Origin of the sequence: Streptomyces sp. 840.1 (assembly GCF_003751445.1) — a bacterium.
In the GTDB taxonomy this organism is placed as follows: domain Bacteria; phylum Actinomycetota; class Actinomycetes; order Streptomycetales; family Streptomycetaceae; genus Streptomyces.
This window is the reverse complement of record NZ_RJUU01000001.1, coordinates 797367-809993: the sequence shown is the minus strand read 5'-3', so window position 1 is coordinate 809993 and position 12627 is coordinate 797367. Positions and strand designations below refer to the sequence as shown.

The 12627-nt window shown below is 68.3% G+C and carries 8 protein-coding genes; 7 read left to right on the top strand and 1 reads right to left on the bottom strand.

Going from position 1 to position 12627, the window contains the following annotated elements:
* The first annotated feature begins 52 nt into the window (after window positions 1-52).
* From EDD93_RS03545 to EDD93_RS03515, 7 genes are all read left to right on the top strand, one after another.
* Window positions 53-2413, top strand: a complete 2361-nt coding sequence (locus EDD93_RS03545) for an ABC transporter family substrate-binding protein (RefSeq protein ID WP_123523779.1) — start codon at window positions 53-55, stop codon at window positions 2411-2413.
* A gap of 520 nt (window positions 2414-2933) precedes the next feature.
* A complete protein-coding gene (gene typA / locus EDD93_RS03540) occupies window positions 2934-4805 on the top strand; it encodes a translational GTPase TypA (RefSeq protein ID WP_123523778.1) in 1872 nt (623 codons plus the stop codon).
* A 594-nt stretch (window positions 4806-5399) separates the two neighbouring features.
* Window positions 5400-7040, top strand: coding sequence for an ABC transporter substrate-binding protein (locus EDD93_RS03535; protein ID WP_123523777.1), 1641 nt, complete (start codon window positions 5400-5402; stop codon window positions 7038-7040).
* A 169-nt stretch (window positions 7041-7209) separates the two neighbouring features.
* On the top strand, window positions 7210-8142 hold the full coding sequence (locus tag EDD93_RS03530; RefSeq protein ID WP_123523776.1) for an ABC transporter permease: 933 nt from the start codon (window positions 7210-7212) through the stop codon (window positions 8140-8142).
* Window positions 8135-9085: an ABC transporter permease gene (locus EDD93_RS03525; RefSeq protein ID WP_123523775.1), complete on the top strand. Its 951-nt coding sequence runs from the start codon at window positions 8135-8137 to the stop codon at window positions 9083-9085. Before EDD93_RS03530 ends, EDD93_RS03525 begins: the two co-directional genes overlap by 8 nt.
* 11 nt (window positions 9086-9096) lie before the next feature.
* Window positions 9097-10155, top strand: coding sequence for an ABC transporter ATP-binding protein (locus EDD93_RS03520; protein ID WP_123523774.1), 1059 nt, complete (start codon window positions 9097-9099; stop codon window positions 10153-10155).
* Window positions 10148-11296, top strand: coding sequence for an ABC transporter ATP-binding protein (locus EDD93_RS03515; RefSeq protein ID WP_123523773.1), 1149 nt, complete (start codon window positions 10148-10150; stop codon window positions 11294-11296). Before EDD93_RS03520 ends, EDD93_RS03515 begins: the two co-directional genes overlap by 8 nt.
* A 209-nt stretch (window positions 11297-11505) precedes the next feature.
* Here EDD93_RS03515 and EDD93_RS03510 read toward each other — a convergent pair whose 3' ends face one another.
* Window positions 11506-12606: an ABC transporter ATP-binding protein gene (locus tag EDD93_RS03510; RefSeq protein WP_260255606.1), complete on the bottom strand. Its 1101-nt coding sequence runs from the start codon at window positions 12604-12606 to the stop codon at window positions 11506-11508.
* Between the last annotated feature and the right edge of the window lie 21 nt (window positions 12607-12627).

Sequence of the window (12627 nt, the reverse complement as noted above, 5' to 3'; positions counted from 1 at the left end):
ATCCGGTCCATTCGGTTACGGGTGGTCCGGGCCGTCTCCGGAGGTATCAGCCATGTCCCACGTCGGCGTCCCGCGCGGGGCAGCCCGAAAGCGCCGCTCGCTCGCCCTCCTCACCACCGGGGTGCTCACCATCCCCGTGCTGGCCGGCTGCAGCTCCGGCAAGGAGGAGGCCATCACCTCCGTCGTCCCGCAGGACGTCGCGCCCGCGGCCCGCACCCAGGTCGCGGACGGCGGCACGGTCAACTGGGCGATCGACGCGATGCCCGCCACCTTCAACGCCTTCCAGACGGACGCCGACACCGCCACCACCCGGATCACCGGCGCCCTTATGCCTACCCTCTTCCCGCTGGACGCCAAGGGCCGGCCGCAGCTCAACCCGGACTACCTGGAATCCGCGAAGGTGGTCGAGCACGAACCCCGGCAGGTGGTGCTCTACCGGCTCAACCAGCAGGCGGTCTGGAGCGACGGCCGGGAGATCGGGGCGCCGGACTTCGTCGCGCAGTGGCGGGCCCTGAGCGGCAAGGACTCCGCGTTCTGGACCGCCCGCAACGCCGGCTACGAGCGCATCGAGAAGATCGAGCGCGGCGCCGACGACCTGGAGGTCAAGGTCACCTTCGCCAAGCCGTACGCGGACTGGCGCTCCCTCTTCTCACCGCTGTACCCGAAGCAGGTGACGGGCTCCCCGGACGCCTTCAACGACGGAGCGCGGTCCACGATCAAGGCGACCGCGGGTCCGTTCCGGCTGCGCGACGTGGACAAGGAATCGGGTTCCGTCACACTGGCCCGCAACCCGCGCTGGTGGGGCAGCCCCACCAAGCTCGACTCGCTGGTCTTCAAAGCGGTCAAGCCGCAGGACCGGGCCGAGGCCCTGACCGAGGGCAAGGTCGACGTCGCGGACATCGACGCGGCGGCGGCCCACCGCATCGCCCAGGCCGCCCGGGACGCCGGCAACAGCGGGCCGCCCGCCCACGGTCCCGGCGCCGGGACCACCCCGGCCGAGGCGCTGCGGTCCTGGGCCCTGGCGCACGGCTCCGACGAGGACGCGGCCGCCGAGGCGCAGGCGGCCAGGGACGAGCGGAGCCGGGCGGTCGAGGCGTACGCCGCCGAGCAGAACGATCTGCGCGGCTACGTGGTCCGAAAGTCCCTGGAGCCCGCCTACACGCAGCTCGCCCTGAACGGCGAGACCGGACCGCTCGCCGACGACCGGGTACGCCGGGCGGTGGCCCGCGCCCTGGACCGCCAGGAGCTCGTCGACACCGTCCTCAAACCGCTCGGCCTGCCCGCGGCCCCGCTCGGCAGCCACCTCGCCCTGGCCGGACAGCCCGGATACAAGGACAGCAGCGGCGCACTCGGCGGCCAGGACACCAAGGAGGCCCAGGCGCTGCTGGCCGACGCGGGCTGGACGCGGGAGGGCGCCCTCAAGAAGACGGACGGCACCAAGGCGGGCAGCGAGGGCGAGAAACAGACGGCCGAGGAGAAGAAGGCCGCAGAGGACAAGAAGGCGGCGGAGAAGAAGGCGGCCGACGCGAAGAAGGACGACGGCAAGGCCGACGACGCCGCCGGCCGCGAGCCGTCCAAGGACGACGGCCTCTACATCGTCGGCGACGACAGCAAGCCCGGTGAGGCCGAGGGCGCGGTCACCCGCTTCATCGCCCCGGCCCCCGCCGCCGCCGCGCAGAGCGCCGCACTGCTGCGCCAGGCCGGACACCTGGGAGAGACCGGCACCTCCGAGGACGTCCCGGCCAGGGTCACCGCCCAGGACCGGCAGCCCGGTGGCGCCGCCGGAGCCTACGCACCGGTCGGCACCGCGGCACCCGCCCAGGCGCCCGACTCCGCCCGCGGCCCGCTCGGGAAGAACGGCAAGCCGCTGTCCCTGCGGTTCGTCCTGCCCTCGGGACCGGGCTCCGAGTCGCTGCGCGGCGTCGGGGACAAGATCGCGGCGATGCTCGACACGATCGGGATCCGCACCGAGATCACCAAGGTCTCCGACGACAGCTACTTCCGGGACCACGTCGCCTCCGGTGACTACGACCTGGCGCTCTACTCCTGGCCCGCGACCGCCTATCCGGCCACGGACGACCGCCCGATCTTCGCCAAGCCGGTGCCGGCCACCGACGGCTCGCTGCTCGTCGAGCAGAACTACACCCGCGTCGGCTCCGACCACATCGACCAGCTCTTCGACCAGGCGGCGGGGGAGCTCGACGAGAGCGCTGCCGCGAAGCTGATGAAGCAGGCCGACGCCCGGATCTGGGCCGCCGCAGGATCGATTCCGCTCTACCAGCGCCCGCAGCTCGTCGCCACCGACAAGAAGCTGCTCAACGTCGGTGCCTTCGGCTTCGGGGTGCCCCACTACCAGGACATCGGCTTCAAGAAGCCGCAGGCCGCCGGCGCCCCCGCCGATCCCAGGAAGTAGCAGGTCAGCGCGGGGCCGAAAGCTCAGAACTGGCTCAATTCCCTTGCCCGCCGGCCCGCCGGCGGGCAAGGCTGTGTGCACCCGCTGACCCGGGTAGCCGCTCCGCCCTCCGGTCCTCGGGGCCCCAACCCCGAAGGCCGCGGCGCACAGGCAGCACTCCGAGCTCCCCCTCGGAGCCGCGGCTTCGGAGCCCCACCTCCGAGGCCGCCGGGTCCCGCGTCCGCGCCCGCCCGGGAGACGGTGCTCACGGTCGTCCGCGCCCGCCCGGGAGACCGTGTTCACGGCACCGGTGAAAACCGCCGGAACACCTGGTCACGAGGGCACGAACACGGAGCGGACGCGGGCTCTCGCGCGCGGTGCGCGCCCGCCCTGTGGCCGGTAAGACTTGCCCGGGAAGCCGCAGGGGCGACCGGCCCGTACCATGGGACTAGCCGTGGCGCGTCCGCCCGGCTGGGCGTACGAGGACTCAAGACCGACTAAGACGCCTGAATCCCCGATCCGAGAGAAGCGCAAGCCACCCATGCCCACGCGCCACGACATCCGTAACGTAGCCATCGTCGCCCACGTCGACCACGGCAAGACCACGCTGGTCGACGGCATGCTCCGGCAGGCCGGCGCCTTCGCGGCGCACGCCGCCGAGAACCTCGACGAACGCATGATGGACTCGAACGACCTGGAGCGTGAGAAGGGCATCACGATCCTGGCCAAGAACACGGCCGTGAAGTACCACCCCAAGGATGGCGGCGACGTCATCACCATCAACATCATCGACACCCCCGGCCACGCCGACTTCGGTGGTGAGGTCGAGCGCGGCCTGTCGATGGTGGACGCGGTCGTCCTGCTGGTCGACGCGTCCGAGGGGCCGCTCCCGCAGACCCGCTTCGTGCTCCGCAAGGCCCTGACCGCCAAGCTGCCGGTCATCCTCTGCATCAACAAGACGGACCGCCCGGACTCCCGGATCGCGGAGGTCATCGACGAGACGTACGACCTCTTCCTGGACCTGGACGCCGACGAGGACCAGATCGAGTTCCCGATCGTCTACGCATGTGCCCGTGACGGCGTCGCCTCGCTGACCAAGCCGGAGGACGGCACCGTCCCGCCGGACAGCGACAGCCTGGAGCCGTTCTTCAGCACGATCCTCTCCGCGGTCCCGGCCCCGGAGTACGACGAGGACGCGCCCCTCCAGGCCCACGTCACCAACCTGGACGCGGACAACTTCCTCGGCCGTATCGCGCTCTGCCGTGTCGAGCAGGGCGAGCTGCGCAAGGGCCAGACCGTCGCGTGGATCAAGCGCGACGGCACGATGTCCAACGTGCGCATCACCGAGCTGCTGATGACCGAGGCGCTCACCCGCAAGCCCGCCGAGAAGGCCGGTCCGGGCGACATCTGCGCCATCGCCGGCATCCCGGACATCATGATCGGCGAGACCCTCGCCGACCCCGAGAACCCGATCGCGCTGCCGCTGATCACCGTCGACGAGCCCGCGATCTCGATGACCATCGGCGCCAACACCTCGCCGCTGGTCGGCAAGGGCGGCAAGGGCCACAAGGTCACCGCCCGCCAGATCAAGGACCGCCTGGACCGCGAGCTGGTCGGTAACGTCTCGCTCCGCGTCCTGGAGACCGAGCGCCCCGACGCCTGGGAGGTCCAGGGCCGAGGTGAGCTCGCCCTCGCCATCCTGATCGAGACCATGCGCCGGGAGGGCTTCGAGCTCACCGTCGGCAAGCCGCAGGTGGTCACCAAGCAGGTCGACGGCAAGACGCACGAGCCCATCGAGCGCATGACGATCGACTCGCCCGAGGAGCACCTCGGCGCCATCACGCAGCTCATGGCGACCCGCAAGGGCCGCATGGAGACGATGACGAACCACGGTTCGGGCTGGGTCCGCATGGAGTGGATTGTCCCGTCCCGCGGCCTCATCGGCTTCCGTACGGAGTTCCTGACCCAGACCCGCGGCACCGGCATCGCGCACTCCCTCTTCGAGGGCCACGAGCCGTGGTTCGGCGACCTGCGCACCCGTCACAACGGTTCGCTCGTCGCGGACCGCGCGGGCGTCGTGACGCCGTTCGCGATGGTCAACCTCCAGGAGCGCGGTGTCATCTTCACCGAGGCCACCACGGAGGTCTACGAGGGCATGATCATCGGTGAGAACTCGCGCGCCGACGACATGGACGTGAACATCACCAAGGAGAAGAAGCTCACCAACATGCGTGCGGCTTCCGCGGACACCACGGAGAACGTGGTGCCCGCCCGCAAGCTGTCGCTCGAGCAGTCGCTGGAGTTCTGCCGCGACGACGAGTGCATCGAGGTGACCCCGGAGACCGTGCGTATCCGCAAGGTCGTCCTGGACCAGAAGGAGCGCGGCCGCTCGGCCTCGCGCGCCAAGCGCTGATCCGCCGCCGTCCGGCGATCCGCCGGACACGGCTCAAGGACACGCCTGAAGGGGCCCGGCACCGCTCACCACGCGGTGCCGGGCCCCTTTGTCATGACCGCCGCCCAGGGCCTGAACAAGCCACGTACGCCCGCGCATTGCCTTAGGGTGGAGCGTCCGCAACCGGCGGCCCGCAGTCCGCTTACGGCGGCGGGCCGGCCGTGCCGGCACTCCGTGATTCGCCGGGTGCCGGACGGGGTGCCGGGCCCCGACAGGTCAACCCGATTTTGTGGACCATGCGTCCGGATATCGGGCGTCGCTCTCCGGAACATGTGTTAACAGTCCGTTTCGGGTGTGTCTGTCTGGGGTCATTTTGTCCGTATTTTGATCCGAGCGGCCGGGCGATGTTGTCAAACCGAGACCCTTTAAGTGTGGTTTACAGCCCAGTCGTACTTAATAGTTGGCTCCATTGAGCTCGGGTCAATGGGTCACGCACTGTGGGGAGTGCCGACTCACGAGCACACTCAGGGCACTGAAACGATCACCGTCAGGGGTGTCGGTGTATCAATCCAGTGCCCTTCTTGTAGTCAAAAGTGGACTCATGAGGAGGAACCCATGCGTGGTGCCAAGAGCGCCAAGTGGGTCGCGGGAGCGGCCATCATCGCCCTGGCTGCGACCGCTTGTGGCGGCGGTAACGACGACGCCGACAAGGGCAAGGGCGGCGACAAGGGCGCCGTCAACGCCGATGGCATCTTCTCCGTCGAGGTCGGTGAGCCGCAGAACCCGCTGCAGCCGGCCAACACGATGGAGTCGAACGGCAGCATCGTCACCGACTCGATCTTCTCGCAGCTGGTCGACTACGACCCGGCCGGCAAGCTTGAGATGATCAACGCCGAGTCTGTCGACACCAAGGACAGCAAGCTCTGGACGGTCAAGCTCAAGAAGGACTGGAAGTTCCACGACGGGACCCCGGTCACGGCGGAGTCGTACATCAAGGCCTGGAACTGGGCCGCCAACATCAAGAACAACCAGACCAACGCGTCCTGGTTCGGCGACATCAAGGGCTTCTCCGACGTCCACCCCGAGGACGCCAAGGCCAAGCCGAAGTCGGACGTGATGTCCGGTCTGAAGAAGGTGGACGACTACACGTTCACCATCGAGCTGAACTCGGCGCTGCCGTACTTCTCGTACAAGCTCGGCTACACCGTCTTCTCCCCGCTCCCCGAGTCCTTCTACGCGGACCCGAAGGCCGCCGGCGAGAAGCCGGTCGGCAACGGCGCGTACAAGTTCGTCAGCTGGGACCACAAGAAGCAGATCAAGGTCGTCCGCAACGACGACTACAAGGGTGCTGACAAGGCGAAGAACGGCGGTGTGGTCTTCAAGAACTACACCACCCTGGAGACCGCCTACGAGGACCTGAAGTCGGGCAACGTCGACGTTCTGCGTCAGATCGGCCCGAAGGACCTCCCGGTCTACCGGGCGGACCTCGGTGACCGCGCGGTGGACAAGCCGTACTCGGCCATCCAGACGATCGCCGTCGCGTTCTACACCAAGCAGTTCAAGGACATCGACCCGAAGGTCCTCCAGGGCCTGTCGATGGGCATCGACCGCGACACGATCACCAAGACCGTGCTCCAGGGCACGCGCGAGCCGGCCACGGGCTGGGTCGCTCAGGGTGTTCTCGGCTTCCAGAAGGACGCCGCGGGCGACGTCACCAAGTACGACCCGGCGAAGGCCAAGAAGCTCATCAAGGACGGCGGCGGCGTCCCGGGCAACAAGATCTCGATCCAGTTCAACGCCGACGGCGGCCACAAGGAATGGGTCGAGGCGGTCTGCAACAGCATCAAGCAGTCCACCGGTGTCAACTGCACCACCGACTCGAAGGCCGACTTCCAGGCCGACACGAACGCGCGTGACGACAAGCAGGTCAAGTCCCTGTACCGCTCCGGCTGGGTGCTCGACTACCCGGTGAACGCGAACTTCATCTCGGACCTGTTCCGTACCGGCGCAGCCGGTAACCAGGGTGACTTCTCGAACAAGGGCCTTGACGCGGAGATCAAGAAGGCCGACTCCGCCGCTTCCCTCGACGACTCGGTCGCGGCCTACCAGAAGATCGAGAAGGAGCTGGTGAACTTCATGCCCTCCATCCCGCTCTGGTACTACAAGGTCAACGCCGGTTACTCGGAGAAGGTCCAGAACGTCGATTACGCGCAGGACGGCGACCCGATCCTGACCCAGATCGAAGTCAAGAAGTAACCACACCGACGTAGTCCGCGCGCACGCGCGGGACCGGCACTGAAGGACCGGTCCGCGCCTGCCCGCACGCAGTGGCCGGGGGGCCCTTCCGCGCGACCGACGACCCCACAGGGGAAGCCGGGGCGGGGGAGGGCCCGTCGGCTGCCGCCGCCTATTACATGGAGGCATGATGGGGCGCTATGTCGCACGACGACTGCTCCAGATGATCCCGGTCTTCCTCGGGACAACGCTGCTGATCTTCCTGATGGTCTACACGCTGCCCGGCGACCCCGTGCGCGGGCTCTTCGGGGACAAGGGTGTCGACCCCGCGACGCTGGCGAGACTTCGCCACGAGCACGGGCTCGATCAGCCGATCCTGCAGCAGTACTGGAATTACATGACAGGCATCGTCCTGCATTTCGATTTCGGTAACCAGATAGCCAGCGGGCGCCCGGTAACGGACGTCCTCAGCGACGCGTTCCCCGTCACCCTCCGGCTGGCCGGCATGGCGTTCGCCATCGAGATCGTCGTGGGCATCAGCCTCGGGACGATCGCCGGCCTGCGCGCCGGCCGGCTCACCGACAACGTGATCCTGGTCTTCACGCTGCTGATCATCTCGATCCCGGTGTTCGTCCTCGGCTTCATCATCAAGACGGTGTTCGCCTTCCAGCTGGGCTGGATAGACCCGAACGTGTCCGGTGACGCCAAATGGAGCGAACTACTGGCGCCCGCCATCGTGCTGGGATCGCTCTCGCTCGCCTACGTCGCACGGCTCACGCGTACGACGATGGCCGAGAACCTGCGCTCGGACTACATGCGCACCGCCATCGCCAAGGGGCTTCCCAAGCGGCGCATCGTCGGTGTGCACCTGATGCGCAACTCGCTGATCCCCGTGATCACCTTCCTCGGCACCGACCTGGGCGCCCTGATGGGCGGCGCGGTCGTCACCGAGGGCCTGTTCAACGTGAAGGGCATCGGCGGCACGATCTACGAGTCGATCGTCAAGCGCGAAGGCACGACGCTGGTCGGCCTCGTCACCATCCTGGTGCTCGTCTATCTCCTCATGAGCCTCATCGTCGACCTGCTGTACGCGGTCCTGGACCCGAGGATCCGTTATGCCTGACGTGACCAAGACCGCTCCCGCGCCCGAGGACGCCAAGGCGCCCATCGCGGACCCGTCGGCGGTAGTGAAGGCCGAGAAGGCCCGCAGCCTGTGGGGCGATGCCTGGCGGGACCTGCGCTCCAACTGGTACTTCATCATCTCGTCCGTACTCATCGTGATCCTGCTGGTGATGGCCGTATTCCCCAGCCTGTTCACGAGTGCCTCGCCGTCCTCGGCGGACCTCGTCCACCACTACCTGGGCAAGCCTGAACTGAGCAAGATCGGTTCGCCCGGCTGGCTCGGTTACGACGGCCAGGGCCACAGCGTCTACGCCCGTGTCATCTATGGCACCCGCGCCTCGATCACCGTCGGCGTCTGCGTCACCGTGGCCGTCACGATCGTCGGCGGACTGGTCGGCATGCTCGCCGGTTACTTCGGCGGCTGGGTGGACGCGCTGCTCTCCGGCTTCTTCACCAACGTCTTCCTCGGGATCCCGTTCCTGCTCGGCGCCATGGTCGTCCTGCAGGCCTTCTCCGAGCGCAGCGTCATGGTCGTGATCTTCGCGCTGGCCTTCCTCGGCTGGACCCAGATCGCGCGTGTCATGCGTGGTGCGGTGATCGTCATCAAGCAGTCGGACTACGTGCAGGCCGCCAGGGCGCTCGGCGCGGGAACCGGCCGGATCCTCTTCCGGCACATCCTGCCGAACGCCATGGCCCCCGTGATCGTGGTCGCCACCATCTCGCTCGGTGTCTACATCTCGGCCGAGGCGACGCTGTCCTACCTCGGTCTCGGTCTCGCCGACCCGACCATTTCCTGGGGCATCGACATCTCCGGTGGCGCCAGCCAGATCCGCGTCGCACAGCACATCCTGCTGTACCCGTCGATCATGCTCAGCATCACCGTTCTGGCGTTCATCATGCTCGGCGAAGCCGTCCGTAACGCCCTCGATCCCAAGTCGCGATAAGGAGGGTGAACGTGACCACCATCGACAAGACCGCCGAAGTCCCGTCCCCGCGCTCGGGTGACGACTACGTCGGCCCGCTGCTCGACGTCCGTGACCTCCACGTGGAGTTCCACACCCGGGACGGCGTGGCCAAGGCCGTCAACGGTGTCAACTACAGCGTGAACGCCGGTGAGACGCTCGCCGTTCTCGGTGAGTCGGGCTCCGGCAAGTCCGTGACGGCCCAGGCCATCATGGGCATCCTCGACATGCCGCCGGGCAAGATCCCGCAGGGCGAGATCCTCTTCCGCGGCCAGGACATGCTGAAGATGTCCTACGAGGAGCGCCGGAAGATCCGCGGCCAGAAGATCGCGATGATCTTCCAGGACGCGCTCTCCTCGCTGAACCCGGTCCTCTCCGTCGGCTACCAGCTCGGCGAGATGTTCCGGGTCCACCAGGGACTGTCCAAGAAGGAAGCCAAGGCCAGGGCCATCGAGCTGATGGACCAGGTCAAGATCCCGGCCGCGGCGGCCCGGGTCTCGGACTATCCGCACCAGTTCTCCGGCGGCATGCGCCAGCGCATCATGATCGCCATGGCGCTGGCCCTGGAACCGGACCTGATCATCGCGGACGAGCCGACCACCGCGCTCGACGTGACGGTGCAGGCCCAGGTGATGGACCTCCTCGCGGAGCTCCAGCGCGAGTACAACATGGGCCTGATCCTGATCACCCACGACCTCGGCGTCGTCGCCGACGTCGCGGACAAGATCGCCGTGATGTACGCGGGCCGGATCGTCGAGACCGCCCCGGTCCACGAGATCTACAAGCGGCCGGCGCACCCCTACACCAAGGGGCTGCTCGAATCGATCCCGCGCCTTGACCAGAAGGGCCAGGAGCTCTTCGCGATCAAGGGCCTGCCGCCCAACCTGCTCCACGTGCCGTCGGGCTGTGCCTTCAACCCGCGTTGCATCATGGCGCAGGACATCTGCCGTACGGACATCCCGGCCCTGCGCCCGGTGACCGAGCAGGACGGCGCCGAGCTGGTCGGACGCGGCAGCGCCTGCCACTTCTGGAAGGAGACGATCCATGGCTGACATCAACAAGGAGCCCGTGGACGCCACCCCCAACGTCTCCGACGTCGAGACGGTCGACGCGGCCACCGAGGCGGAGGCCGTAGCCGCCATCGACGCGCCCGTGTCGCAGGGCGAGCCGATCCTCCAGGTCCGCAACCTGGTCAAGCACTTCCCGCTGACCCAGGGCATCCTGTTCAAGAAGCAGGTCGGGGCCGTCAAGGCCGTGGACGGGATCTCGTTCGACCTCTACGCGGGCGAGACGCTCGGCATCGTGGGCGAGTCCGGCTGTGGCAAGTCCACCGTCGCCAAGCTCCTGATGACGCTGGAGCAGGCCACCGCGGGCGAGGTCTTCTACAAGGGCCAGGACATCACCAAGCTGTCCGGCCGTGCGCTGAAGGCCGTGCGCCGCAACATCCAGATGGTGTTCCAGGACCCGTACACCTCGCTGAACCCCCGTATGACGGTGGGCGACATCATCGGGGAGCCGTACGAGATCCACCCCGAGGTGGCTCCCAAGGGCGACCGCCGGCGCAAGGTCCAGGAGCTCCTGGACGTCGTCGGTCTCAACCCGGAGTACATCAACCGCTATCCGCACCAGTTCTCCGGCGGCCAGCGCCAGCGCATCGGCATCGCCCGCGGCCTCGCGCTCAACCCGGAGATCATCATCTGCGACGAGCCGGTCTCCGCGCTCGACGTGTCGGTGCAGGCGCAGGTCATCAACCTGATGGAGAAGCTCCAGGACGAGTTCAACCTGTCCTACCTCTTCATCGCGCACGACCTGTCGATCGTCCGGCACATCTCCGACCGGGTCGGCGTCATGTACCTCGGCAAGATGGCCGAGATCGGTACGGACACGCAGATCTACGACCACCCGACGCACCCCTACACCCAGGCGCTGCTGTCGGCGGTCCCGGTCCCGGACCCGGAGGCCCGTGAGGGCCGCGAGCGGATCATCCTCTCCGGGGATGTCCCCTCCCCGGCCAACCCGCCGTCGGGCTGCCGCTTCCGCACCCGCTGCTGGAAGGCCGAGGCCAAGTGCGCCGAGGAGATGCCGCTGCTGGCCATCCCCGAGCGCTTCAAGACCTCCACGACGCCGGCCGCGCACGAGTCGGCCTGCCACTTCGCGGAGGAGAAGGACGTGGTCGGCGCGGCGGCCTCGTAACCGTCCGCCCACCGCACCCAGGGCAGCAGAAGGCGCCCGGAACCGATCGGTTCCGGGCGCCTTTCCCGTATTCCCGGAAACCGGGCGCGCAGGTGGCTCGGGTCAATGGGCCGACGTGCTCGGTTCCCTGGGCCGGTGGAGCCCCGCGGCCGGACGGACCGGTCGGGTACGTCGTCCACGGGGCTCCACCGGGGCCACGGCGAGGGGTGTCAGCCGAGGGCCTTGGGGTCTTCGCCGGTGCTGTCGCCGAGGGTCTTGTCCAGGCGCGGCGCCTCGGGCTCCGTACGGGCCTGCGGGACGGCCGCGACCATGCCCGGCTCCTCGGGGTAGTGGCAGGCCGTCAGATGGCCTTCCCGGCTGCCCTCGATCCGGACCAGCGGCGGCGTCTCGCTCGCGCACTTGTCCGTCGCCTTCCAGCAGCGGGTGCGGAAGCGGCAGCCCGACGGCGGGTTGACCGGCGACGGCACGTCGCCCGTCAGCCGGATGCGGTCGCGGGCCGGCACGTCGTCGGCGCTGGCCTCGGGGACGGCGGAGAGCAGCGCCCGGGTGTACGGGTGCCTCGGGTTGCCGTACAGGTCGTCGCGGTCGGCGATCTCCACGATCCGGCCCAGGTACATGACCGCGACGCGCTGCGAGAAGTGGCGCACGATCGCCAGGTCGTGGGCGATGAACAGGAACGCGATGCCCAGTTCCTTCTGCAGCTTCTGCAGCAGGTTCACCACCTGGGCCTGGATCGACACGTCCAGCGCCGAGACCGGCTCGTCGGCCACGATGAGCTTCGGTTCCAGGGCGAGCGCGCGGGCCACCCCGATGCGCTGGCGCTGGCCGCCGGAGAACTCGTGCGGGAAGCGGTTGTAGTGCTCCGGGTTGAGCCCGACGGTCTCCAGGAGCTCCCGGACCCGGTTCTCCCGGCCGCCGGCCGGATGGACGTCGTTGATCTCCATCGGCGCCGTGATGATCTTGCCGACGGTCTGGCGCGGGTTCAGCGAGGCGTAGGGGTCCTGGAAGATCATCTGGATCTCGGACCGGATCGGGGCCAGCTGCCCCCGAGAGGCGTGGCTGATGTCCTGCCCGCGGTAGGTGATCCGGCCGCCGGTCGGCTCCAGGAGCCGCGTGACCAGCCGGCCGGTCGTCGACTTGCCGCAGCCGGACTCACCGACCAGACCGAGGCTCTCGCCCGCGGCGACCGAGAAGTCCAGTCCGTCCACGGCCTGGACCGCGCCGATCGTCCGCCGGATCGGAAAGCCGCCCTTGATCGGGAAGTACTTGGTGAGTCCGGAGACGTCAAGGAGGGGATCGGTGCTGCTCATAGAAGGGGAGTCCCGTCTCAG

Bases quoted from the DNA above. Each gene is read 5' to 3' on its own strand.
- EDD93_RS03525 (WP_123523775.1), top strand. From the start codon at position 8,135: ATGCCTGACGTGACCAAGACCGCTCCCGCGCCCGAGGACGCCAAGGCG.
- EDD93_RS03535 (WP_123523777.1), top strand. From the start codon at position 5,400: ATGCGTGGTGCCAAGAGCGCCAAGTGGGTCGCGGGAGCGGCCATCATC.
- EDD93_RS03515 (WP_123523773.1), top strand. From the start codon at position 10,148: ATGGCTGACATCAACAAGGAGCCCGTGGACGCCACCCCCAACGTCTCC.
- typA (WP_123523778.1), top strand. From the start codon at position 2,934: ATGCCCACGCGCCACGACATCCGTAACGTAGCCATCGTCGCCCACGTC.
- EDD93_RS03510 (WP_260255606.1), bottom strand. From the start codon at position 12,606: ATGAGCAGCACCGATCCCCTCCTTGACGTCTCCGGACTCACCAAGTAC.
- EDD93_RS03545 (WP_123523779.1), top strand. From the start codon at position 53: ATGTCCCACGTCGGCGTCCCGCGCGGGGCAGCCCGAAAGCGCCGCTCG.
- EDD93_RS03530 (WP_123523776.1), top strand. From the start codon at position 7,210: ATGGGGCGCTATGTCGCACGACGACTGCTCCAGATGATCCCGGTCTTC.